Raw genomic sequence first — 23,354 nt, forward strand, 5'->3', positions numbered from 1 at the left:
CTATCGCCTGATGATGAGAGTGCCATGGCCGGGCTGATACCCCAAAGTTTCATTGACGACCTCCTCAACCGCACCGATATCGTCGATGTGGTGAGTTCACGCGTCCAACTGAAAAAAGCCGGCAAGAACCTCACCGCCTGCTGCCCGTTCCATAAAGAGAAGACCCCTTCTTTCAGCGTCAGCCCCGACAAGCAGTTCTACTACTGCTTTGGCTGCGGCGCTGGTGGCAACGCCCTGGGCTTCATCATGGACCACGACAACCTGGACTTTCCCCAGGCTGTCGAGGAACTGGCCAAAGCGGCCGGCATGGAAGTGCCACGCGAAGAAGGCCAGCGCGGGCACAAGCCCCGGCAACCGACCGATTCACCGCTCTATCCACTGCTGGAAGCCGCCGCGGAGTACTACCGCCAGGCCCTGAAAAGCCACCCGACGCGCAAATCAGCAGTCGAATACCTCAAAGGGCGTGGCCTGTCCGGTGAAATTGCCCGTGACTTCGGCCTGGGCTTCGCCCCGCCCGGCTGGGACAACCTGTTCAAGCACCTCAGCAGCGATACACTGCAGCAAAAAGCCATGATCGACGCCGGGCTGTTGATCGAGAACGCCGAAACCGGCAAACGCTATGACCGCTTCCGCGATCGCGTCATGTTCCCGATCCGCGATAGCCGGGGCCGCGTCATCGCCTTTGGTGGCCGCGTGCTGGGGGACGACAAGCCCAAGTACCTGAACTCCCCGGAGACGCCTGTATTCCACAAAGGCCAGGAGCTGTACGGGCTCTACGAAGCGCGCAAGTTCAACCGCAATCTCGATGAAATTATCGTCGTAGAAGGCTACATGGACGTCATCGCCCTGGCCCAGCAAGGCCTGCGCAATGCCGTAGCCACCCTGGGCACAGCCACCAGCGAAGAACACCTCAAGCGCCTGTTCCGCGTGGTGCCCAGCGTGCTGTTCTGCTTCGACGGCGACCAGGCTGGCCGCAATGCCGCCTGGCGCGCACTGGAAGCTGCACTGCCGAGCCTGCAGGATGGTCGCAAGGCACGCTTCCTGTTCCTGCCCGAAGGTGAAGACCCTGACACCCTGATTCGCGCCGAAGGCACAGACGCCTTCCGCGCACGGATCAACCAGCACGCTCAACCGCTTGCCGATTACTTTTTTCAACGACTGACCGAAGAGGCCGACCCGCGCTCGCTCGAAGGCAAGGCCCACATGGCCACCCTCGCCGTACCGCTGATCGACAAAGTGCCCGGTGCAAACCTGCGCGCCCTGATGCGTAATCGGCTGAAGGAAATTACCGGCCTCAATAGCGAGCAGGTCGAGCAGCTGTCGCACAGTGCGCCCACCGAAGCGCCGCCCAGCTACGACCCGGGCATCGACTACGGTGCGATGCCCGACTACACACCCGATTACAATGATTTTCATCAGCCCGAATACACGCCGCCACAGCAGCAGTGGACACCGAACAAGGGTGGCCAGAAAAAGAAGTGGGACGGCAAGCCATGGGACAAGAAAGGCAAGCCATGGGAGCGCAATGGCCGCAATCAAGAGGCGCCACCACGGGTACCGACCGCCGTCGAGCCACCCACGCTGAGCGCCCTGCGTACACTGCTGCACCACCCGCGACTGGCCAAAAAAGTCGAGGACGCCAGCCACTTCGCTGCCGAAGAGCACCATTACGCTCAGCTACTGGTGGCGCTGCTTGAGGCCTTGCAGAAAAATCCTGAGCTACGCTCATTACAGCTGATCGCACGCTGGCACGGCACTGAACAAGGCCGCTTGCTGCGAGCGCTGGCAGAAAAGGAATGGTTGATCGATGCCGACAACCTTGAACAACAGTTTTTCGACACTATAACTAGCTTGTCCGCTCGCCAACGCGAGCGCAGCCTGGAACATTTGCTCAGGAAAGCACGTCAAAGTGAACTGAGCGCAGAGGAAAAAAATCAGCTGCGCGACCTGTTAAGCCGTAATGTTCCCGCACAAAACCCGACCTCAACTGGCGCGTGAGGTCCATGCTCGGGTATAATCCTCGGCTTGTTTTTTTGCCCGCCAAGACCTTCAGTGGATAGGGTGTTATGTCCGGAAAAGCGCAACAGCAGTCTCGCATCAAAGAGTTGATCACCCGCGGTCGTGAGCAGGGCTACCTGACTTACGCGGAGGTCAACGACCACCTGCCAGAGGATATTTCAGATCCGGAGCAGGTGGAAGACATCATCCGCATGATCAACGACATGGGGATCAACGTATTCGAGAGTGCTCCGGATGCGGATGCCCTTTTGTTGGCCGAAGCCGATACCGACGAAGCCGCCGCCGAGGAAGCGGCCGCCGCGTTGGCAGCTGTGGAAACCGACATTGGTCGCACTACCGACCCAGTGCGCATGTACATGCGCGAAATGGGTACGGTTGAGCTGCTGACCCGTGAAGGCGAAATCGAAATCGCCAAGCGCATCGAGGAAGGCATCCGTGAAGTCATGGGTGCGATTGCCCACTTCCCGGGTACTGTCGACTACATCCTCAGCGAATACGACCGTGTAACCGCCGAAGGCGGCCGTCTGTCCGACGTGCTCAGTGGCTACATCGACCCGGATGACGGCATCGCCGCGCCGGCCGAAATGCCGCCACCGGTCGACACCAAAGCCGCTCCGGCTGCGGTCGCTGATGACGACGAGGAAGAGGCTGCCGAAGCCTCCGACGACGAGGAAGAGACCGAAAGCGGTCCGGATCCGGAAGTGGCTCGCCAGCGTTTCGGCGCAGTGGCCGAGCAGCTCGAAGCAACGGTCAAGGTGCTGAAAAAGCACGGTCGCAACAGCAAGCAAGGCATCGCCGAACTGCTGCAACTGGCCGAGCTGTTCATGCCGATCAAACTGGTTCCAAAACAGTTTGAAGTACTGGTCGAGCGTGTACGTAGCGCCCTGGAACGCCTGCGGGCCCAGGAACGCGCAATCATGCAGCTGTGCGTACGTGATGCACGTATGCCACGTGCCGACTTCCTGCGCATGTTCCCAAGCAACGAAGTCGACCTGACCTGGAGCGGCGATCTTGCCAAGCGCAGCACCAAGTGGGCTGAAGCATTGGGCCGCCTGGACGCCGACATCGTGCGTTGCCAGCAGAAGCTGGTAGACCTGGAAGCAGAAACCGGTCTGACGATTGCCGAAATCAAGGACATCAACCGTCGCATGTCGATCGGTGAGGCCAAGGCCCGCCGCGCGAAAAAGGAAATGGTCGAGGCCAACCTGCGTCTGGTGATCTCCATTGCCAAGAAGTACACCAACCGTGGCCTGCAGTTCCTCGATCTGATCCAGGAAGGCAACATCGGCTTGATGAAGGCGGTGGACAAGTTCGAATACCGTCGCGGCTACAAGTTCTCGACCTACGCCACCTGGTGGATCCGTCAGGCGATTACCCGTTCCATCGCCGACCAGGCTCGCACCATCCGTATCCCGGTACACATGATCGAAACGATCAACAAGCTCAACCGTATTTCCCGGCAGATGCTGCAGGAAATGGGGCGCGAGCCGACGCCGGAGGAATTGGGTGAGCGCATGGAAATGCCTGAGGACAAGATCCGCAAGGTATTGAAGATCGCCAAAGAGCCGATCTCCATGGAAACCCCGATCGGTGACGACGAAGACTCGCATCTGGGCGACTTCATCGAGGACTCGACCATGCAGTCGCCAATTGATGTGGCCACTGTCGAAAGCCTCAAGGAAGCAACCCGTGACGTGCTCTCCGGCCTGACTGCACGCGAAGCCAAAGTGCTGCGCATGCGTTTCGGTATCGACATGAACACCGACCACACCCTCGAAGAGGTCGGCAAGCAGTTCGACGTGACCCGTGAGCGGATCCGTCAGATTGAAGCCAAGGCACTGCGTAAGCTGCGCCACCCGACGCGAAGCGAGCATCTGCGCTCCTTCCTCGACGAGTGATGACAAACCCCGGCCCTTGCGCCGGGGTTTTTCTTTTCATGGCATCTGCATTTAAGACTTTCGCCACTATCCCCTAGGCAAAAGCGCCGTCTACACTCGAATCAGACTACCTGTGTGACGAGGCCGCTATGCTCAGATTGCCGGCCATCCTGTTGCTGCTCCAGCTTCTCTGGAGTGCAACGGCCGGCGCCTTGACCCTGACAGACGAAGAACAAGCCTGGCTCAGTGCGCACCCGCAACTGCGCCTAGGCGTCGATGCTTCCTGGCCACCCTTTGAATACCGGGACCAGGAGGGTCGCTACCAGGGACTGGCCGCCGACTACATCACCTTGCTCGAGGATCGCCTGGGGGTCGCATTCAAACCGATCGAACCGATCAGTTGGACTGCAGTACTGGAGGAGGCTCGAAACGGCAAACTGGATCTGTTGCCAGGCATCATGTCGACGCCTGAACGACAAAGCTACCTGTCCTTTACGCGCCCCTACCTGGATTTTCCGATTGTCATTCTTGCCCATCAGGGCGGCGCGCAACCCCACGACCTGAAAGACCTCTATGGCCTGAAAGTCGCCGTGGTTGAGAACTACGCCCCCCACGAACTGTTACGCACCCATCACCCCGACCTCAATCTGGTCGCCCTGCCCAACGTCAGCTCGACCTTGCAAGCCCTGGCGACAGACCAGGTCGATGCGGTGGTCGGCGACCTGGCATCTAGTATCTGGAGCCTACGCCAGCAGAAGCTGGAAGGCTTGTATGTCAGCGGGGAAACCCCCTATCGCTACCAGTTGGCAATGGCCGTGCCCCGCGAGGATAAAATACTCGTCGCAATCCTCGACAAAGTCCTGGCCGACATGAGCCCTGGCGAGATCAGCAATATCCAGGAGCGCTGGGTCGGCAAGGTGTTGGATCGCCGCACAGGCTGGTACGACCTGCTGATGTATGGCTTGCCAGGGATCCTGGTGCTGCTCACCATCCTGGCGGTGGTCATCTGGAGCAACCGCCGACTCAGCTCCGAGATTTCCAGACGCATCGCCCTTGAACAGGAGTTGCGTAGCAGCGAATACCACTACCGCGGCTTGATCGAGAGCCTTTCGGCCATCGCCTGGGAAGCCGACACCGAAGATTTCACCTACAGCTACGTCTCGCCCCATGCAGAAAACCTGCTGGGCTATCCACTCAGCGACTGGCTCAAGCCCGGCTTCTGGAACAGCATTCTGCACCCCGACGACGCGCTTTGGGCACAGGCCTACTGTGACAGCGAAACCGCTGCAGGACGCGATCACAGCCTCGACTACCGGGTGATCACTGCCGACGGGCGTAGCCTGTGGGTGCGCGACATCGTCAGCCTGATCGAACACGGGCACAAGCCGGTCATGCGCGGCTTGATGATAGACATCAGTGAAGCCAAGAATACCGAACTGGCCCTGCGCCTTTCTGAGCAAAAGTTCGCCTCAGTGTTCCAGCAGTGCCCAGACATCCTGGTTATCGCCCGCCTCAGCGACGGCTGCCTGCTTGAAGTCAACGAAGCCTTCGAGGAGCAGCTTGGCCTGAGCCCGGCACACGTCATCGGCAAGACCGCCACCGAGTTGAACATCTGGGGCATCGAAGGCATAGGCCCCAAATTACTGCGGCGCCTGCAGGCCGGAAAGGTGCGCAACCTTGAGATGCTGTTCAAACGTCGCAATGGCCAGGTGTTTACCGGGCTGACCTCGGTCGAGGCCTTCCAGCTGGATAGCACGCCTGCCCTGGTGGTGGCCGTACGCGACATCAGCCAACTCAAGGAAGCCCAGGATCAGTTGCAAACATCCGAAGAGAAGTTCGCCAAGGCTTTCCATGCCTCACCCGACGGGCTTCTTCTGTCGCGCCAGCGAGACGGCAGGTTGATTGAAGTCAACGAAGGGTTCTGCCGCCTGACAGGCTATGACCTGAGCGTGACGCTGGACCGCACATCGATTGACCTGGGCATCTGGGTTGACCTCAATGAACGCAAACGCCTGCTGGAACTGCTGGAAAGGGACGGCTTCGTGCGCGACTACACCTGCCATATTCGCCGCAGCGACGGGCAGATTCGCCTGTGTGAGCTCTCAGCGCGGCCACTGCCCATCGCCGGCGAAGAGTGCATGCTGACCATCGCGCGCGATATTACCGAGCGCCACCTGATGCAGGAAAAACTGCAACTGGCTGCCACTGTCTTCGAGAATACGGCCGAGGGCGTGCTGATCACCGATACCGAGCAGCGTATCAGTGCGGTCAACCGGGCTTTCAGCGAGATCACCGGCTACAGCGAATTCGAGGCGCTGGGCCAGACACCGCGCCTGCTCGCGTCTGGCCAGCACGACAGCGCCTTCTACGCGGCCATGTGGCACCAACTGACCGCCGAAGGCCACTGGCAAGGCGAAATTCAGAACCGCCGCAAGAACGGCGAAGTGTACCCAGGCTGGCTGACCATCAGTGCCGTACGTAATAGCGGCCGGGAAATCACCCACTTCGTGGCAGTGTTCGCCGACATCTCCAGCATCAAACATGCCCAGGCCAAGCTCGACTATCAGGCGCACCATGATCCACTGACCGGCCTGCCCAACCGTACCCTGTTTGAAAGCCGGCTACAGGCTGCCCTGAGTTGCACACAAACCTCCAAGGCTCAAGGCGCGGTGCTGTTTCTCGACCTGGACCGCTTCAAGCACATCAACGACAGCCTTGGTCACCCGGTCGGCGACCTGCTACTCAAAGGCATCGCCCATCGCCTGAAGGAGCAAGTGCGGGATATCGACACCGTCGCCCGCCTGGGCGGTGACGAGTTCATCATCCTGCTTCCCGGCCTGCACCAACCCAGCGACGCCGAACACATCGCCGCCAAGCTACTGAATTGCTTCAGTGCACCCTTCCAGGCGGGCGAACATGAGTTTTTTACCAGCGCCAGCATCGGTACCAGCCTTTATCCACAGGACGGCAGCGACGTTGCATCACTTATCCGAAACGCCGACGCCGCGATGTACCGTTCCAAAGCCAAGGGCCGCAACCGCGTCGAATCCTACACACGCGACCTGACCGCACAGGCCAGTGCGCGCGTTGCCTTGGAGCATGAACTGCGCAGAGCCATTGAGCGCGACGAACTGAGCCTGTACTACCAGCCTAAGTTCAGCCTGAAAACCCAAAGCCTGATTGGTGCCGAAGCCCTGATTCGCTGGAGCAACCCCACCTTTGGTGATGTTCCGCCCGAACACTTCATTGCGTTGGCAGAAGAGAACGGCATGATTCTGCAACTGGGCGACTGGGTGCTGGAACATGCCTGCCGACAAATGCAGCAATGGAAAGAGACCTACCTCGCCTTCGGCCCACTGTCGATCAACCTGGCGGGGGCCCAGTTACGTCAGCCCAGCCTGGTCAAACGTATTGAACAGTTGCTCAATACCTACCACCTCAGCGCGGGCGACCTGCAGTTGGAGATCACTGAGAACTTCATCATGAGCCAGGCCGAAGAGGCCCTGGCGATTCTGCACCAACTCAAACGCCTGGGCGTACAGTTGGCTATCGACGACTTCGGCACCGGCTACTCATCGCTCAGTTACCTCAAGCGCCTGCCGCTGGACATCCTCAAGATCGATCAGTCATTCATCCGCGGCCTACCGGACGACCCGCATGACGCAGCGATTGCCCGCGCCATTATCGCCCTGGGCCGCAGCATGCAACTGACCATCATTGCCGAGGGCGTAGAGAACCTTGCCCAACAACGCTTCCTCGCGGCCGAGGGCTGCGAACAGATCCAAGGCTACATCGTCAGCTTGCCATTACCACCCGAAGAGTTTGCCGCGACCTTTCTTCGTATAGCAGTTTCAGATCTTTCGGATGGCACAGCCTGGAAACCCTCGTTATAATCCGCGACCACTGAGGGCCTATAGCTCAGTTGGTTAGAGCAGGGGACTCATAATCCTTTGGTCCACGGTTCGAGTCCGTGTGGGCCCACCAACAAAATCAATGGCTTACGCCTAATAAGCGTAGGCCATTTGTGTTTTTGGCCATAAATTTTCCCCGTTTCGTCCCCGTTTCGTCCACACCCCCGCGTAACCCACGCGCTCCCTGGTGCAAAGTACAGGGGCCAAGGCCTGGTATCAGCTCAGATTTCACGTAGCGTCGCGCTCCCCGTCCACGACCGGCGCGATAGCAGCCGAGGCGTCGTTCCACCCCTGCGCAGCAGGCCCACCATCGCGCAGCGATGTGTAGTGGGTTACACATTGCGGCCTCCAGTTTTTTCAAACTGGGGGTTGCATTGGGTGCTGCTCCAAGCGCTTAACTGACTGATAAGACAGTTAAAAGCGACGGAGAAGCGCTATGGCATACGCAATCATCAGGGCAAAGAAACTCAAATCCATGGGAGCAGTGGCGAGGTCGGCGATGCATACATTCAGGATGCAGCCCACCCCCAATGCCGACCCATCACTCACTGGACGAAACCGAACGGTAGGCGCCAAAGGTAAAGACCAGCTACTCGCCGCCTTGGTGCGCACGCTGCCGACCAAAAGACGCAAGGATGCTGTGCTAGCGATTGAATACCTGGTCACAGCGTCCCCTGAAGCGTTCAAGCGTCACGGGGGGCATTTGGGCGACACGGGCGACGGCTACTTTGCCGACGCACTAAAGTGGCTCAGGAAGCGCCACGGGGCTGCGCATGTCCTAAGCGCGACCATCCACCTGGATGAGTCAACGCCGCACCTGGTCGTTTACGTTGTGCCGATTACGGCAGACAAGCGGCTATCGTGCCGTGACTTCCTCGGTGGCCCTCAGAAGCTGAAGGCGATGCAAACCGACTTCCATGCAAAGGTTGGTGCGCGGCGTGGCCTGGAGCGCGGTGTGGAGGGCTCCAAGGCAAAACATGAGGCGGTATCGGCGTTCTACTCGACCATGGCCGCTGCGGGCGAAGCGCCGATGCTGAAGCCCCGCGACTATGCGGCAGCGGCTATCGGTGTGAAGACTGAAGCTTGGCGGCGAGCCGAAGCCGTGGCCAGCGCCAATGCCCAAGGTGCAGCTCGCCATGCACGCTCAAAACGGGCAGCGCTATCGCGCTCCAGGGCAGTGAAAAAAGCAGCTGATCAAGTGTCTGATCGGCAGCAAGCGGTTGAACAACAGGAGCAGCAGTTGCGCAGCAGAGTGCAGGAAGTGGATCGCCGCACCAGGAGCATTGAAGGCCTAGTGACGCAGCTCAGTGAAACAGAGAACAAGGTGGCGGTGCTTACTGCTGAAAGGGTTGCCCTCAAGCGGCGGATCGCGCAGCTAGAGCACAAGCTGAGCAATGAGAAATACCCTGAGCTTCGCTAGCACCTTGCGGAGAATCCGGGGGGCAGCACGACCACCGGCCCATAAAAAACCCGTCCGAGCCTAAGCTAGGACGGGCTCCCCCGGGCGAACTATTAGTTACAGTTCATCCCAGTTGTCGCGGATGAATTCATACAGGCGATAGCACCGGTACAGGCTCATCAAACCACTCAGAGTACGAAAGAATTTCTTCATACCTAAAGGCCTCTGAATGGCCTGCCTCCAGCGTTTTTTCCGGAACACATACGCCTTCGGGCCTGCTCGTTGAAGCGCCCTGTGAGGAGGCCGGTTGATGGCCCCTCAATCAGATCCGGCGCGGGTTACTAGGCCGCGTTGAGGGGGAAAAGGGTCACCCCCCCAATGGATGTCATCCGGTCCTCACAGGACACGAGCGCGACCATGGTACCGTATCAGCAACAGCCAAGCCCACCTGTTTGCAGCTGATCCGCCCGGTTTGCAGGCAACAGCTATCGGGCGTAAACTCAGAAAACGTTGAAGCGCCCTGTGAGGTCAGCAAGCCAGCCACTAACTGAGCTTGCGGAAAAAACCGCCCCTACTAAGGCGGTTTTTTTTCGCCTGTAGGAAAGTGACAGGCCGTCCAGGGGCACCGCCCAACTGCTGATTTCCCGCCCACATCAGCTCTATCTGAAAAATCCGCCGCGAAAAAAAATCGGGGCAGAAAATCACTTATCCCCCTCCCGCCGACGCGCTTTCCGTCGCAAAAAAGTGCAAAGGTCGTGGGTAGTGCAACTGAATGCCCGGCCCAGGCCCGCTGCGGGCTCTGGCAGCTGATCGGCCATTGCACTGAGTGCAAAGTTTTGCAAAGGAATGCAAAGCCATTGCGCGTAAAACTGCCCGCCCCTGGCAGCACACTGCGACATCACACCCAATGGCAATAGGGGTGAGCCCGGATTTTTTCAGAATGCACCGCTCAATTTTGGCGCTGCCTTTTCTGATCCAGCGGGTGCTGGTGAATCGCCCGTAGGCCAGCGGCGGCAAGGGTTCCAGGCTTGATAGTAGGGTTTGAGCGATTGCACTCAACTGCACGTCAGAGCTTGGTGCGGGGACGCAGAGCAATGAGCCTCGCTCGCTCAAAGGACGCTGCGAAAAATCCGCAAACCACCGAGGCCGATCACACGACCCCGGCAGCTATCGTGTTAGCAGCTTTGCTCGCCAGGTGGGGGGTAGGCTCAGGATTTGCCGTTCAGGGTTTTGAGCTTGTGCAACGCAGCGGGCGAGTTCACCGCCACCTCTTTTGAGAGTGCGTTTGGAACAGTAGCCAAGGCTGGCGGCGGTGCATCCTTCTCAGCACCGTCAAAGAGCTTCTCGAACTCGTTCCCGAACGCCCTCCAGACAAGTTCATTCGTCTTTTCTTTTCTCTGGCGCGAACCGTTACACGCACGCAACACACCGTCGTGCAATTCCAAATCGTGGATACATAGAGCCTTGGACAACGTGAAAATCTGCATTAACTCTTCGCGCAAGCCGTCGCGGGCAAGCATCTTTTCAAGCTGGGCTTGCCAATAGGCTTTATTGAGTACGCGGGGCTCAGTAACCAGCTTCTTTCGCGCATCAGCCAATCGCAGAATCAAATTATTCTCAAGACTGGCCCTCGCTTCAACAGTGGCACGCATGGCTTGGGCTTCTTTCCTAAGCTTTTCGGCGCGCTCGATTTCTTCATTGACTTTGGCTTGGTCGATCTCTCCCGTTCCTGCGAGCCTTTTCCAGGACGCATCAGTACGACTCGCTTGCCCTTCAAACTCAGTCGCCTTGTGTAGCAGTCGCTGGTTTTCTTGCGCCACCTCAACAAGTTTATTTTGCAGATCGACATACACAGCTTTATCAGCCTCAAAGCAAGTTAAGCGATGCTGCAACTCAGGTGTCAAGCTCTGAATATCAAAGGCTTGGGTACTCATATGATTTTCCTAAATGGTCTAATTGATAATGAAATCACCCAGGTACGACTGTGGTTAGAGTAGTCGCTTGGTGGGTTTGGCCTTGTACTTACGCTCTTTGAAGGCTCTCACCTGCTCGTTCACCTCCTGCGTAACGCGCTTCAAGCTGGTAGCCAACGCCTTGCTCATGGGCGCAGGACGCATCGGCATAGCTTTGGTGCGATAGGTGGCTGTATTGGCTCGCCTGGAAAAATAGAGTTCCTGAGTTCCGAGACTCGCGGGCTCATCAGTGACGGCGAGGCCAGTCATATAGGCCCGACCAGACCCGGCAAAGTTTGGCGTTATCTCGACGCTAGAAAACAACTTCTCCCCGTTGCTATTCAACTGGAGCAAGCGAGCATTTGGCTTTATCTGCACTTCTAATGCTAACTGGCCCTTTGCAAGCTCAGGATCATTATCAATTAAGCGCACTGAATAAACCGTGCCATGCGCACCATTGCCGCGCTGGTGATCCACCCAAATAACGGCGGTGTATTTCGATGGTGTATAGGTTTCTGCACAGTCACGTAAGTCCTGCGCTTTGATTTCTCGCCCGTCAGCAGTCGGCCCACTGGTGGCGACACGCTTCCAGGAAGTTACAAGTGATCGGGGCATTAAGAGCCTCACTAAGCGAAGGTGGTTATCTAAAGAGTGCAACCGCCGCAAACATGCGCAACATGCCGCACCCGCATGTTAATATTAACACAACCAGACAACTATCCGTCCTTTTGAGGCGTAACCAATGCGGGTTTATTGTGGGTCTTGTGGAAAAAAGGCACGTATATCCAGAGTTGAAGAGGAATCACCAACCTATGCAAAACTCTACTGCATATGTCTTGAGCCTCTCTGCGGGCACAGCTTTGTATCAGAGTTCAGCTTTTCTCATACGCTGAAGCCTTCAAAGTTAAAACCAGTAGAAAACACAATGCTTGATCGAATTTTGCAGCTCACCGAGGAACAGCAAATACAGGTTTTACAGCAGTTGGATTTATTGACATGAGCAGAGCCGCACCAGGTGTGCTGACCTTCCAAGACCTTCAGCAGATTACAGGCTATCAACGGCGTTCAGATGTTGAGCGGTGCTTAATAGACCAGGGGGTTAGGATATTTCGTGGTCGCTCTGGCCCCTGGACAACTCTCGATCTAATTAATCGGGCGGGCGGTATAAAACCGGGTGGCGATGATAAGTATGGAGCAGACATCTTGTGATGCCGGTCGGCAACAGTTCAAAAGCGGCTCGCCAAGGGGGTGGGGTGGTCACGGTCGGCGCCTTGCCTGAACCCCCACCACTTGGCGAGCAAAGGGGGTATAGATCAACAGTCAGGATTTCTGTCAACAAAAACCACCACCACCCCCTGTTTACCGCGTCTGATTTCGGGATGTACAGGGATTCAGGGGTTTAAGGGGAAAACCGCTCTAAACCGGGCCTTTCAGAGGTTTATTTTCTTCCCTGCTTTTTTTTCAAGGGAATGAGAAGGCAGGCAATCCCCTTATTAAACAGAGTTGTGTTCCCTATTCCCTATTCCATAGTCTATTAAGGGAACCCTGCAAGCCCCGTACTTACTGGCTCATTCCCTCATTCCCTGCATTCCCTTCAAAAACATCGCTCCCCGAAAGCTGCCAAGCCTCAAGACGCTTGACAGCTGCGCGCCCCATCTATCTAGCGACCCAAGGGAAGCGGATCTTGACGACCACTGAGGGCACCAACCTGGCGTGTCAATCTACTCATTGACCAGCGCCTTCCTGATCCAGCTTTTCCGGGTCAATTACATAAAAACGTTTTTTACCTCCACCTGGCATTGAGTAGCTTTTGTTAGTACGTTTCTGGCCAGCCTCATAATCCACCTTGGCGAGCGCGTCCGCATTCTGAAGTGCACGGATAATCCTCTTTAAATTAAAACCGGCTGCGGCCTCTGCTAGTCCTGGATTGTTGAACATGTAAAGGCGCTTCTCAAACTCAACTTCGTAGTAACCGGCACGGTTGTGTACGCTGGTTGATCCAGAGTGACGATAATCGGAAAATCGACTGTCACCATGCGAGTCAATGAAGTTGGCAATGCCTCGCAAGATTTGACGGTCTTCTGCACTGCCATCACCCATTGTTGATATCCATTCGTTAAACAGCTGTCGGCAACCGTTGATAGCCGTTCCTTTCGGCCAGTTCAGCAGTTTGCGGCGAATTGCCGATTCACCAGCCAGCGCCATGATTGCGAAGCGATCCGCTACCCGGCCTGCCTGTGAACTCTCGGTGGCAAAGGCTTCCCGTACTTGCCGGAATGCGCTGTGCAGGTCTTCGGGATGCTGGATCAGCGACTCAACAAACACGGGGCCTACATGGCCGTAGTGCTGGGTGACGGCATCGCTTACGACCCGGTGAAATTCCTGCCCCGTCAGCCCATGTACGTCATCGAAGGCCCGATGTGTGCGGGTGCCCGCATTGACGTCCACCATGCGCAGCTCGGCACCGGCGTGAGCATTGCTGCCACCGATGGCCGCGTGATCCGACAATGAGCGCTCCCCGCTGGACAACGCCAGGACGCGCCAGGTCAGCTTGGCACGTCCCTCCCGCTCCCTGGTCATGGTGCCTTTGCCCATACCGTTGGCGATGGCATATGCCATTTCCTGAACCCGCTTGGGGTCAGCCCGCTTGATTTCGTCCAGGATCAGAATGGTGTCATTGCGCGATGCGGCCTCGATCTCAACGCCGCCTTTCGATACGTCCCAGGACGCTGCGAAAGCTCCAGGATTGCCCCACACGGACGCCGCGAGGAGCTGAGCAAGCGATTTACCACTCGATGAATCACCCACCAGGTGCACACCGCCTCCATTCACCCCCACCTTGGCGAGCAAAGGGCCTGCGAGGGCACAGCAAACCGACAGGATCAACACGGGGTTGCCCACACACCGGGCGGCAATCTCGGCCTGCCAGCCGTCGATGGAGCCCTTGCTGCTGAAGATGTTGGCCGCCCTGCCAGAGTCCTGGAAACGCACGTTGTCGCCACCAATAACGCGAGACGGCAGCACAAACGCCCCCGACTCGTGCCAGCCCGGCTTGCCGGTGGTCGCGATCACCAAATCAGGGTACTGGTGACTGGCCAGGTAAGGCACGATCTGGCGGCGCTGGTGGTATTCAATGACCAGGCCGCGACTCAGTAGGGATTTCAAGACCTCATCACCCTTGCTCCCTATCACCTCCCTTGGAATGACCAGCTCGATGCGCTTACCTCGGTGGCTGAAATTGACCAGCAGTCCTATGCTGCCGTCCTCTGAGTTAACCGTTTCAGCTAACACATTCAGGGGGACACAAATCCAGTGGTCTACGGGGATGGCCTTCTCATCAGGCCCGCTTTGCTTCAGGCCGTGATACCAGGTGCCAGCCTTATAGAACTTACCCTCCACGGTGCAAGGATGCTCGTAAACGGCGTAGCGGGGCCGTTCCAGCTTTTCCGGGGTAGGCGCTAGTGGTTCACCCACCAGGCTCAAGGTCGTGGGCTTCTCGTGTGTGCTCATAATTTGCAGCTCTTTTTGGATTGACCTGCAAGCCAGCGGTGCAGGTCGTTGAAATCGGATAGGTCGGAAGGGGCTTCAGCGGGCCACTCGGGGAAGACCACCCGCGCATCAGCAGCGCGGGCGGCTTGGTTGGCGGCACGCTTGCCCGGATTGCCCGGCGTACTGCGGTCATCGTCACCGGCCACCACCAGGTCAAGCGTGGCGCCGTAGCGCTCACGCATGGCCACGGCCACCGCCTTGAGGTTTCCGGCGTTCATGGCGCAGACCACCGGACACCCGGTGGTTTGGTGCAGCGTGGCACCCGTGGCCCAACCCTCGCACACATACAGACGGCAGCCCTCGGAGAGCTTGCCCAGGGGCGAATAGCAGCCCTGGACACGCCCTCCCATCAGAAAACGCTTGCTGCCGTCCGGCGTGATGATCTGCAGATTCACCAAGCGCCCGTTATCACAGAGCGGCACTACCAACCGCCCCTGCCCCAACTGGCGCACCAGGTACGGTTTCACCCCCTTGGCCAACAGGTAGGTGTGCATGGGGTCGGCAGGCTTGGCCACCTTCCAGAGCTGTGCGGCTTCACGGGCTGCCTGGAGCTGTTTTTCCTCCTGGAGCTGTTGCTCACGAAGACGCCAGGAAGCGCGTTCGCGTTCGGCCTCCTGGTGGCGTTCCTGGAGCTGCTGCGCATCGGCAGCCGACAGCTTGAACAGACCTAGGCCCAGGCGCTCATCCACTTCCTTGGCCGCGTCCAGCTGGCCACATCCGCGTAGGTAGGCCAGCAGCGACACCAGGTCGCCACCATGGGCACCGCTGTCAGCAAAGTCATTCCACCGGCCAGTGTCGAGCGACACGCCGAAGGAACCGGCTTGCCGATCCCCGCGAGCGATGTTTGCGGCCACCCATTCGCGGCCTTTGCGTTTGCCTTCCGGCAGCCACTCCGGTAGCAGCGTTTCCGCTGCATTCAGGGCATACCGGGCGGCGTGACGGATCAGGTCAACAGGTCTTGGTCTCGTCATGACTTTCTGATCCCCGACTTGGCTTTATTGCGCGTGAGGTACTTTTCTACGTCCTCAACCTTCCAGCGCACCGCCCGCGCAAAGCGAACGGGCGCCGGAAAGCCGGCGATCTTGGCAACGCGCCACCAGGTGGAGCGGCTAACTTGGTAACGGGTGCAGAACCATTCGGCTGTCGCCCAAACAGGTTCAGGTCGGTAGCGAGGTTTGGCGGGCTTTTTACTGACCATTGCGCAGCCTCCCAACCTGGTCGACCAGGGAGGCACGAGTAAAGACATGCTCGTCGTTCAGCTTGTAATGGGCATTAGACTCAAGACCGTTTTCGCCGATATAGCCGGTCACGGTGCGATAGCGCTGCGCCTGCTCATCCCAATACTTGAGGCGGATTTCGCTCAGTTCACCGGCACACACCGCGCCCCCGACTCCGGCGCTGGCCGTGCCGTTGGCACCGACGCAGGCTGTACCGTAATCACCGGCAGAGGCTGTCCCAAAGCTCCCAGCAGTGGCTACGCCGCAAGTCAGGACAGAGGCCACACCACCGTCACCCACGGTGGCATGTCCCCACTCTCCAGCGCTGGCTGTCCCAAACACTCCAGCCAGTGCGGAGCCCCTGTCTCCGACCACTGCCGTTCCGCTTTCGCCGGTCATAGCAGTGCCGCTGTCTCCAGCGATTGCAGTGCCGTAGTCGCCCGTCTGGACGCTCTCCTGGTCGCCGACCTGGCGGTATGTCCGAGCGGGCTTCACATACCCGTCTTGAACGTTTCGCGCGTCCAGGTGCAGCACATCAAAGGCTTTTTCCAGGCAAGCCGATCCCGTCAGCGCATTACTGCGCTCTTGAAAAGTGTTCATATCAATCGTCCCGTAACGTAGGGAGGAAGGTCACAGGGCTCAGTCGCCTGTCACCCCTTCACAGCGGCTCACATCAACGGTGGCCGGTGCCTCTGGTCATTAGCCGGTCTGCTTCAGCCGCGGCGGCGGCAGCGCCTTTACAGCGGACTGGATCACCAGCGAAATATCCTCACCAACCCGCTCCAGGAACGAGGCGATCATTGCAGGCGTGTAGGTGGAAGAGCCTCGCACCTCACCGAACAAGATGCTCAGCAGATTGATGGATTCTTGGGCACGCTGGAGGGCGTAAAACTCGTCCTCGGTCAGGCTGTAGGGACGACTCATTGGGCACCCCCAACTTTCAGGACGCGGACATTGCCCTGGTGCGCATCGAAGCGGTCATTCAGACGTTCGGCTTTCTCAGCGAGCGTTGAGCGGTATTCATGGGCCAGATACTGAGAGAGTTCTGCCAGGCGTTCACCGTGATGGTCGTGACCTTCGACAGTCGCCTTTCGGGTTGCCCAGGCCAACGAGTCGAGCCAGTCCAGGTAAGTGGAGGCGGTCTCCAGCTCGCTGATCGCTTCGACGGCAATAGCGTTGAGGATTTGTGGCTTGCTCATTGCGCACCCCCTTGAGCTTCCAGGGTGCGAACAATGTCCATGTGGGCGTTGTAGCGTTTGAGACGTACAGAGAGAGATGAGTTTGCGCGGAGGGCGCTCAAGGCCATGCGACGGTGAGCGAGTGCGCGGATTGCGGGCGGAATAAGGGCGGTCATCGGTGGTGCTCCTTTTGCTATGGAGCTGCCACGATCCTTTCCACAGGATTTGGTGGCAGCTGTACGCGGGGTGGAAAACCGGGGCAAAAGGAACCCGGCAGACCCGAGGGTCTCCCGCGCACAGCCGCCATAACACGGAACTGCGGGCACAAAAAAAGCGCCTGCAATCACGATGGGGGCGCTTGTGCGCCTTTTGCTCAACGGGTTTCCACACCCGGTCGCTGAATTGGCAGCGACAGGCGAACGATAGCGGCGCACGAATGACTTTGCAACCCTGGATTGGGTCGCGATGTGAATCGGCATGGCTCACCCCTTCCTGTTGGTGAGGAAGGCGTCCACGGCCTCGGCATCCCAGCGCAGAACGCGACCGGCACGAATCGGTACGGGGAAGTTATCAGCCTTGGTCCAGCGCCAGAAGGTGGTACGGCTGATCTGGTACAGAGTGCACAGCTGTGCGGTAGTGGCACGAATGCCAGCGCGTGGAACATTCGGAACTGGAGCGCTGTCAGTAGTGGGCGTCATGGTTGAATCCTCTATGCACTAGGGAAAAACCGAGACGGTGAGCGGCAGCGTGGTGGCAGGCTGTTGCATCCCCCGCTCACTCGCAATACAGTTCTAGACGGGCGTCAACCCACGTCGAAATCGCTGTAACCGCTTCACCTCTCGAAACATGTACTGGCTTGTTCCGGTATCTGGAGGGCGCTGTAACGCCCTCTCCCAATAGGCCCCGGCACGGCAAATACCGGGGCCTTTTCTTTGCCCGGAATTCACCAACATTCACGAATTTTTGCAGCTAATGACCACCTATTTGAGGTGTTTCAGAGCAGTTCGGATTGTTCAGTCAGTGGCCGCATGGTAGCTACAGGTTCTCCGCAAAGACAAGTCGAGAGGGTTAGAAATCAAGTGCGCAAGTTTCTGATTTACAACGAGTTTGTGTTTCATAGAGTGTCATTCAATCTCACTGATGCTCACCGCAAAAACGTCAAAACTACCGTTCGTCGGATTTTTTCCGAGACCGTGTTAGGAGCACAACGTTGCCCGTCGAATCCTCACCTTTAGCCAGGCCGTCCAAGTAGCGCCCCCATTGCTCTAGGGCTGCGCGCTTCTCAGGTAGGTAGCTGTACCGGTCGTAGTGTTTGGCCTGTACCCCGCTGCGGCCATGAGAGAGCAGCCAGGCCCGGACCTCAGAGCTAACGCCCAGGTGCGCCAGGAGTGACTCCGCCGTTACGCGGATGTTCTTCCAGGTGAACGCGTGGGCCTTACCGGCTGCGGAAAGAGAGCGTCCAGCGTCGATAAACAGAGCAGATACCGTGCTTGGATTCGCAGACTTCCCGAGCGTCAGCGAAAAAGGCCCAGGGCCAATTGGGTCATCGAGTAGCGGCGCTAGGATTTGCCTGATCCGCTCAGTGATCGGCAGCAAATGCTCCCAGGCTTGGACCTTACGCCCCTTCCCATCCATGAGGCAGAGCGTATCGCCTGTCACGGCGTCCCACGGCACGGCGCACAGTTGGGTGAGACGTTGGCCGCCCAGGTAAATGGCAGCCTTGGCGATGGCCGCGTGCCGGTCAGGTAGCGTGTCGAGATGCCTCAACAGCTCCCCCAGCTCAGCAGGCGTCAACGACTCGGTATCACCGGCCCCAGTGCCTTGCGTGACTGGAATGTCCCGCACAGGGTTGGAACGGATCGAAAAGACCTTGCCCTCATTGGCGAGCCGCTCAGGTGCCAAATGGGCTTTGGCGGCATGACTGAAGGCAGCTTGCAGATAGCGGCGGAGCTTGTCACACGTCGTGCGCATTCCATTGGCCGATGTCCCCGCTGCCTTGTGGCCGATCCCACGCCCCTTGGGTTTACGGCCCAGTACACCTGCCAGGATGAGCTGTATGTCCTCTGGCTCAATGTCGGCGGCCACACGGGCGACCAATCCCGGATGGTAGTCCTTCACATGCAGGCTAAACATGTTGTCGATTTCCTTGGCGCTTACCCTGCCCTCCGCCACCATCTTGCTCACATAGCTATCGAGCAACTCACCAAAGGTGCCACGTCTCGCCAATGCTTCCGCCTGGCGCTGTTGACGCTGCCTCTCCACCTCCATGGCCGCGCTCTGTGTTGCCAGCAGCTCCAGGTACTTCCCAATGCCGCCTGCGGCCACCACCTCACCAGCAAGGCGCATGGCGTCGGACCTCAACTCATCTAAGGTACGCTCACCTGTTCCTGGTCGTGGCTTCCTGGCCAGCGTGCCAAGCGCCAAGCGCTGATCGCTGCTGGGTGTTCGCTCACGGTAGTAAGCGTTGATGGCACCGGACGCCTTGCGCTCCAGGAGCAACGTTCCTTTGCCCCGCGAGCCCACTGGCTCTGATTTCCTGGTCTTGACCGCATGAGCTTCTAGGTCAGTCAGTCGAGCACGCTTTGCCATTTCCTTCCCCGTTCCTTCCCCGTTTCTGATGGAAAACTAGGGTACTGGGTGAAACGTCGGAAAACAAAATCGTCCTTAACCGCCTTGTTTTCATTGAATTTTGTGGTTTACCAGGAAGATCCCGAGACGACCAGAAACGCCGCATTCGCTCGCTCATAATCCCTTGGTCGCAGGTTCGAGTCCTGCTGGGCCCACCACGTTCAAAGCCGCGCACTGCGCGGCTTTTTCGTATCTGCCCTAAAAAGCTCACGTCACGCCTGTCCGCAAACAGCACTGCCTCATTGTTGGACAGTGAGCCGAATAGCCGACACAATCGGCTCACACCATGAGCCGAATAAGCTCATGCCTGTGATGCAAGCACCGCGTAAATGCGGGCACCCCGCCGAATCCATCGCAGGCAAGCCTGCATCCCACAGAGGATGCAAGTGCCGTTAACCTGGCACCAAGGCCTTTCAGCCAGCCCAATAGCCCTGACCCAGGGCCTGTATCCGAGATACCCCATGCCTGAAACACGCGCTGCAGCCCTCGACGAAATCGACCGTCAACTCATCGCCCTGTTGCAGATCAACGCCCGTGAAGGCGTGGCCACGCTGGCCCGGCAGTTGGGCATCGCTCGTACTACCGTCACCTCACGGCTGGCTCGCCTTGAGAAAACCAAGGTAATCACTGGCTACGGTGTTCGCCTCGGGCAGCGAGTGATTGATGGCGGCTTGCAGGCGTATGTCGGGATTACCGTGCAGCCACGCTCCGGCAAGGATGTGGTGCGGCGGCTCAGTGCCATGGGCCAGATCCAGCAGTTATGTGCGGTGAGTGGCGAGTTTGACTATGTGGCTTGGCTGCGCAGCGACTCACCGGAGCAACTGGACCAGTTGCTCGATCAAATCGGCAACGTCGAAGGTGTGGAGAAAACCACCACCTCGATCATCCTCAGCAGCAAGGTGGATCGCGGGCAGCCGATTTGACCGCCTCGGCCGGCATGGCATGAGCCACGCCGGCGCCCACACAGATCGTCACTTTGTAGCGTATCGTCGTCTAAATGACATAAATAAGAGCATAACGACGACACTCTGCATCTTAATAACGAAATCCACACCCTCTAAAATGACCGCCAGGCAGTTTCCTATACTCAAGCTCCGCACTCCGCGCAGCCCTGGCAAGGTCAATCATGAACAAGAACAATCGCCACCCCGCCGATGGAAAGAAACCCGTCACTATTTTCGGCCCGGACTTCCCTTTCGCCTTTGACGACTGGATCGAACACCCCGCAGGCCTCGGCAGCATCCCGGCCGAGCGACAGGGTGAGGAAGTAGCGATTGTCGGTGCCGGGATCGCCGGCCTGGTGGCCGCGTACGAGTTGATGAAGCTGGGCCTGAAACCGGTCGTTTACGAAGCCTCGAGGATGGGCGGCCGCCTGCGCTCGCAAGCCTTTGAAGGCACTGACGGGATCATTGCAGAACTGGGGGGAATGCGTTTTCCAGTGTCCTCCACGGCGTTCTATCACTATGTGGACAAGCTCGGCCTTGAGACCAAGCCCTTCCCCAACCCGCTGACCCCGGCGTCCGGCAGCACCGTGATCGATCTGGAAGGCCAGACCCATTACGCTGAAAAACTCTCCGATTTGCCCAAGCTGTTCCAGGAAGTGGCCGATGCCTGGGCCGACGCCCTGGAAAGCGGCGCGCGCTTTGGGGATATCCAGCAAGCCATCCGTGACCGTGATGTTCCGCGCCTCAAAGAGCTGTGGAACACGCTGGTGCCGCTCTGGGACGACCGCACCTTTTACGATTTCGTTGCGACCTCAAAGTCGTTCGCCAAGCTCAGCTTCCTGCACCGAGAAGTCTTTGGTCAGGTGGGTTTCGGCACGGGCGGCTGGGACTCGGACTTCCCCAACTCGATGCTGGAAATCTTCCGTGTGGTAATGACCAACTGCGACGATCACCAGCACTTGATCGTCGGTGGCGTCGAGCAGGTGCCGCAGGGCATCTGGCGCCATGTTCCTGAGCGTTGTGCCCACTGGCCCGCAGGTACCAGCCTGAGCTCACTGCACCGAGGCGCGCCGCGGCCGGGCGTCAAACGTATTGCCCGGGCCAGCGACGGTCGCCTGGCGGTGACTGACAACTGGGGAGATACCCGTCACTACGCCGCAGTACTGACCACCTGCCAGAGCTGGTTGCTGACTACGCAGATCGAATGCGAGGAGTCGCTGTTCTCGCAGAAGATGTGGATGGCCCTGGACCGCACACGCTACATGCAGTCGTCGAAGACCTTCGTCATGGTCGACCGCCCCTTCTGGAAGGACAAGGACCCGGAAACCGGTCGCGACCTGATGAGCATGACCCTGACCGACCGCCTCACCCGTGGTACTTACCTGTTCGACAACGGCGACGACAAGCCGGGGGTAATCTGCCTGTCCTATTCATGGATGAGCGATGCCCTGAAAATGCTGCCTCAACCCGTGGAAAAACGGGTGAAACTGGCACTGGATGCGCTGAAGAAGATCTACCCGAAAGTGGACATCGCCGGGCACATCATCGGCGATCCGATTACGGTTTCCTGGGAAGCCGATCCGCACTTCCTGGGTGCGTTCAAAGGCGCTCTGCCCGGCCACTACCGCTACAACCAGCGGATGTACGCGCACTTCATGCAGCAGGACATGCCAGCCGAGCAGCGCGGCATGTTCATCGCCGGTGATGACGTCTCCTGGACCCCCGCCTGGGTAGAAGGGGCGGTACAAACGTCGCTCAATGCGGTGTGGGGTATCATGACCCACTTCGGTGGCCACACCCATCCGGACAACCCAGGCCCAGGCGACGTGTTCAATGAAATTGGCCCAATCGCCCTGGCCGACTGACGAGAGAACCGCCATGCGTATCGCCGTGTATCAGGGTGCACCGCTGCCAGTGGACGTGCCCGGCAACCTGGAGCGCTTGCATCAGCAAGCGCAGGCCGCTGCTGCCCGGGGCGCCGAACTGCTGGTGTGCCCGGAGATGTTCCTGACGGGCTATAACATCGGCGCAGACGCTGTAGCACGGCTGGCCGAGGCCGAGGACGGCCCCTCGGCCATGGCCGTGGTGGAGATCGCCCAAAGCAACCGCATTGCCATCGCCTATGGCTACCCTGAGCGGGCCGATGATGGTCGGCTGTACAACGCAGTACAGCTGATCGACGCCCACGGCAGCAGCCTGTGCAACTACCGCAAGACGCACCTGTTCGGCGGCCTTGACCGGGCGATGTTCAGCCCGGGCCCGGACCACTTCCCGGTGGTTCAGCTCAACGGCTGGAAGCTTGGCCTGTTGATCTGCTACGACATCGAGTTCCCGGAGAACGCCCGACGTCTGGCCCTGGCCGGCGCCGAACTGATACTGGTGCCGACCGCGAACATGGTGCCCTACGACTTTGTCGCCCAGGTCACCGTGCGCGCCCGCGCCTACGAAAACCAGTGTTATCTGGTTTACGCCAACTACTGCGGTGCCGAGGACGCGATCCAGTACTGTGGGCAAAGCAGTATCGTCGGCCCGGATGGCAGCATCCTGGCCATGGCTGGACACGAGGCCTGCTTGCTGGTCAGCGATCTGGATCGCCAACAGGTCGTACAGGGCCGGGCCAACACCCCCTATTTGCACGACCTGCGCCCCGAGCTGTACGGCGACCCGCGCAAAGGCTGAG

The 23,354-nt window shown here is 58.7% G+C and carries 18 protein-coding genes, 1 tRNA gene and 1 pseudogene; 10 read left to right on the forward strand and 10 right to left on the reverse strand.

The features are described 5' to 3' along the window. Window positions 1–24: 24 nt before the first annotated feature. The 5 genes from dnaG to mobV all read left to right on the forward strand — a co-directional run bounded on the left by dnaG (window position 25) and on the right by mobV (window position 9,227). A complete protein-coding gene (gene dnaG / locus CYD26_RS06655) occupies window positions 25–1,998 on the forward strand; it encodes a DNA primase (RefSeq protein ID WP_102052169.1) in 1,974 nt (657 codons plus the stop codon). 68 nt (window positions 1,999–2,066) lie between these two features. Then, entirely contained in the window at window positions 2,067–3,917 is a 1,851-nt protein-coding gene (gene rpoD / locus CYD26_RS06660; RefSeq protein ID WP_065759045.1) for an RNA polymerase sigma factor RpoD, read from the forward strand. Between the two features lie 128 nt (window positions 3,918–4,045). Continuing rightward, window positions 4,046–7,789 carry a bifunctional diguanylate cyclase/phosphodiesterase gene (locus CYD26_RS06665; protein ID WP_102052170.1) on the forward strand — a complete coding sequence of 1,248 codons (3,744 nt, stop codon included), beginning with the start codon at window positions 4,046–4,048 and terminating at the stop codon, window positions 7,787–7,789. A gap of 14 nt (window positions 7,790–7,803) precedes the next feature. Next, window positions 7,804–7,880 (forward strand) — tRNA-Ile (locus CYD26_RS06670). Window positions 7,881–8,243: 363 nt separating this feature from the next. Next, the gene (gene mobV, locus CYD26_RS06675) at window positions 8,244–9,227 is read left to right on the forward strand and encodes a MobV family relaxase (protein WP_102052171.1); all 984 of its coding nucleotides are present in this window, start codon (window positions 8,244–8,246) and stop codon (window positions 9,225–9,227) included. Between the two features lie 1,187 nt (window positions 9,228–10,414). Here the strand turns inward: mobV and CYD26_RS06680 are convergent. Together CYD26_RS06680 and CYD26_RS06685 are read right to left on the reverse strand one after the other, a co-directional pair. After that, window positions 10,415–11,140 carry a hypothetical protein gene (locus CYD26_RS06680; protein WP_102052172.1) on the reverse strand — a complete coding sequence of 242 codons (726 nt, stop codon included), beginning with the start codon at window positions 11,138–11,140 and terminating at the stop codon, window positions 10,415–10,417. 156 nt (window positions 11,141–11,296) lie between these two features. Continuing rightward, window positions 11,297–11,773, reverse strand: a pseudogene (locus CYD26_RS06685) (GPO family capsid scaffolding protein); the annotation flags it as partial. A 127-nt stretch (window positions 11,774–11,900) separates the two neighbouring features. On the opposite strand from CYD26_RS06685, the gene CYD26_RS06690 reads away from it, so the two are divergent. Both CYD26_RS06690 and CYD26_RS25460 read left to right on the forward strand, forming a co-directional pair. Continuing rightward, entirely contained in the window at window positions 11,901–12,158 is a 258-nt protein-coding gene (locus tag CYD26_RS06690) for an ogr/Delta-like zinc finger family protein (RefSeq protein ID WP_256587972.1), read from the forward strand. Beyond that, window positions 12,155–12,367, forward strand: a complete 213-nt coding sequence (locus CYD26_RS25460; protein WP_102052174.1) for a DUF4224 domain-containing protein — start codon at window positions 12,155–12,157, stop codon at window positions 12,365–12,367. Before CYD26_RS06690 ends, CYD26_RS25460 begins: the two co-directional genes overlap by 4 nt. Before the next feature lie 516 nt (window positions 12,368–12,883). On the opposite strand, the gene CYD26_RS06700 is transcribed toward CYD26_RS25460, so the two are convergent. From CYD26_RS06700 to CYD26_RS06730, 8 genes are all read right to left on the reverse strand, one after another. Beyond that, window positions 12,884–14,668, reverse strand: coding sequence for a DUF927 domain-containing protein (locus CYD26_RS06700; protein ID WP_102052175.1), 1,785 nt, complete (start codon window positions 14,666–14,668; stop codon window positions 12,884–12,886). Then, on the reverse strand, window positions 14,665–15,678 hold the full coding sequence (locus CYD26_RS06705; RefSeq protein ID WP_102052176.1) for a toprim domain-containing protein: 1,014 nt from the start codon (window positions 15,676–15,678) through the stop codon (window positions 14,665–14,667). Before CYD26_RS06705 ends, CYD26_RS06700 begins: the two co-directional genes overlap by 4 nt. Then, on the reverse strand, window positions 15,675–15,905 hold the full coding sequence (locus CYD26_RS24965) for an AlpA family transcriptional regulator (protein WP_145991785.1): 231 nt from the start codon (window positions 15,903–15,905) through the stop codon (window positions 15,675–15,677). Before CYD26_RS24965 ends, CYD26_RS06705 begins: the two co-directional genes overlap by 4 nt. Continuing rightward, complete coding sequence (locus CYD26_RS06710; RefSeq protein ID WP_256587973.1) at window positions 15,895–16,524, reverse strand: hypothetical protein; 630 nt, start codon at window positions 16,522–16,524, stop codon at window positions 15,895–15,897. Before CYD26_RS06710 ends, CYD26_RS24965 begins: the two co-directional genes overlap by 11 nt. Before the next feature lie 99 nt (window positions 16,525–16,623). Next, window positions 16,624–16,848: a hypothetical protein gene (locus CYD26_RS06715; protein ID WP_102052177.1), complete on the reverse strand. Its 225-nt coding sequence runs from the start codon at window positions 16,846–16,848 to the stop codon at window positions 16,624–16,626. Beyond that, entirely contained in the window at window positions 16,845–17,123 is a 279-nt protein-coding gene (locus tag CYD26_RS06720) for a hypothetical protein (RefSeq protein WP_102052178.1), read from the reverse strand. Before CYD26_RS06720 ends, CYD26_RS06715 begins: the two co-directional genes overlap by 4 nt. A 461-nt stretch (window positions 17,124–17,584) precedes the next feature. Further along, window positions 17,585–17,800: an AlpA family transcriptional regulator gene (locus CYD26_RS06725; RefSeq protein ID WP_102052179.1), complete on the reverse strand. Its 216-nt coding sequence runs from the start codon at window positions 17,798–17,800 to the stop codon at window positions 17,585–17,587. A gap of 466 nt (window positions 17,801–18,266) precedes the next feature. Then, window positions 18,267–19,691 (reverse strand): site-specific integrase, encoded by a 1,425-nt coding sequence (locus CYD26_RS06730; RefSeq protein ID WP_102052180.1) that lies wholly within the window; start codon window positions 19,689–19,691, stop codon window positions 18,267–18,269. A gap of 500 nt (window positions 19,692–20,191) precedes the next feature. Here CYD26_RS06730 and CYD26_RS06735 point away from each other — a divergent pair, with 500 nt between their 5' ends. The 3 genes from CYD26_RS06735 to CYD26_RS06745 all read left to right on the forward strand — a co-directional run bounded on the left by CYD26_RS06735 (window position 20,192) and on the right by CYD26_RS06745 (window position 23,353). Continuing rightward, window positions 20,192–20,653, forward strand: a complete 462-nt coding sequence (locus CYD26_RS06735) for an Lrp/AsnC family transcriptional regulator (protein ID WP_099776001.1) — start codon at window positions 20,192–20,194, stop codon at window positions 20,651–20,653. Between the two features lie 203 nt (window positions 20,654–20,856). Continuing rightward, window positions 20,857–22,539 (forward strand): NAD(P)/FAD-dependent oxidoreductase, encoded by a 1,683-nt coding sequence (locus CYD26_RS06740; protein WP_065759048.1) that lies wholly within the window; start codon window positions 20,857–20,859, stop codon window positions 22,537–22,539. Window positions 22,540–22,552: 13 nt separating this feature from the next. Then, a complete protein-coding gene (locus CYD26_RS06745) occupies window positions 22,553–23,353 on the forward strand; it encodes a carbon-nitrogen hydrolase family protein (RefSeq protein WP_102052181.1) in 801 nt (266 codons plus the stop codon). Window position 23,354: the final 1 nt, after the last annotated feature.

The organism is Pseudomonas sp. FFUP_PS_473, assembly GCF_002858665.1.
In the GTDB taxonomy this organism is placed as follows: Bacteria; Pseudomonadota; Gammaproteobacteria; order Pseudomonadales; family Pseudomonadaceae; genus Aquipseudomonas; species Aquipseudomonas defluvii.

What these genes read in the sequence shown, in the direction of transcription:
- CYD26_RS06735 (WP_099776001.1), top strand. Translation starts at nt 20,192, where the DNA reads ATGCCTGAAACACGCGCTGCAGCCCTCGACGAAATCGACCGTCAACTC.
- CYD26_RS06725 (WP_102052179.1), bottom strand. Translation starts at nt 17,800, where the DNA reads ATGACGCCCACTACTGACAGCGCTCCAGTTCCGAATGTTCCACGCGCT.
- CYD26_RS06740 (WP_065759048.1), top strand. Translation starts at nt 20,857, where the DNA reads ATGAACAAGAACAATCGCCACCCCGCCGATGGAAAGAAACCCGTCACT.
- dnaG (WP_102052169.1), top strand. Translation starts at nt 25, where the DNA reads ATGGCCGGGCTGATACCCCAAAGTTTCATTGACGACCTCCTCAACCGC.
- CYD26_RS06665 (WP_102052170.1), top strand. Translation starts at nt 4,046, where the DNA reads ATGCTCAGATTGCCGGCCATCCTGTTGCTGCTCCAGCTTCTCTGGAGT.
- CYD26_RS06680 (WP_102052172.1), bottom strand. Translation starts at nt 11,140, where the DNA reads ATGAGTACCCAAGCCTTTGATATTCAGAGCTTGACACCTGAGTTGCAG.
- mobV (WP_102052171.1), top strand. Translation starts at nt 8,244, where the DNA reads ATGGCATACGCAATCATCAGGGCAAAGAAACTCAAATCCATGGGAGCA.
- CYD26_RS06745 (WP_102052181.1), top strand. Translation starts at nt 22,553, where the DNA reads ATGCGTATCGCCGTGTATCAGGGTGCACCGCTGCCAGTGGACGTGCCC.
- CYD26_RS06730 (WP_102052180.1), bottom strand. Translation starts at nt 19,691, where the DNA reads ATGGCAAAGCGTGCTCGACTGACTGACCTAGAAGCTCATGCGGTCAAG.
- rpoD (WP_065759045.1), top strand. Translation starts at nt 2,067, where the DNA reads ATGTCCGGAAAAGCGCAACAGCAGTCTCGCATCAAAGAGTTGATCACC.
- CYD26_RS24965 (WP_145991785.1), bottom strand. Translation starts at nt 15,905, where the DNA reads ATGGTCAGTAAAAAGCCCGCCAAACCTCGCTACCGACCTGAACCTGTT.
- CYD26_RS06720 (WP_102052178.1), bottom strand. Translation starts at nt 17,123, where the DNA reads ATGAGCAAGCCACAAATCCTCAACGCTATTGCCGTCGAAGCGATCAGC.
- CYD26_RS06710 (WP_256587973.1), bottom strand. Translation starts at nt 16,524, where the DNA reads ATGAACACTTTTCAAGAGCGCAGTAATGCGCTGACGGGATCGGCTTGC.
- CYD26_RS06705 (WP_102052176.1), bottom strand. Translation starts at nt 15,678, where the DNA reads ATGACGAGACCAAGACCTGTTGACCTGATCCGTCACGCCGCCCGGTAT.
- CYD26_RS25460 (WP_102052174.1), top strand. Translation starts at nt 12,155, where the DNA reads ATGAGCAGAGCCGCACCAGGTGTGCTGACCTTCCAAGACCTTCAGCAG.
- CYD26_RS06690 (WP_256587972.1), top strand. Translation starts at nt 11,901, where the DNA reads ATGCGGGTTTATTGTGGGTCTTGTGGAAAAAAGGCACGTATATCCAGA.
- CYD26_RS06700 (WP_102052175.1), bottom strand. Translation starts at nt 14,668, where the DNA reads ATGAGCACACACGAGAAGCCCACGACCTTGAGCCTGGTGGGTGAACCA.
- CYD26_RS06715 (WP_102052177.1), bottom strand. Translation starts at nt 16,848, where the DNA reads ATGAGTCGTCCCTACAGCCTGACCGAGGACGAGTTTTACGCCCTCCAG.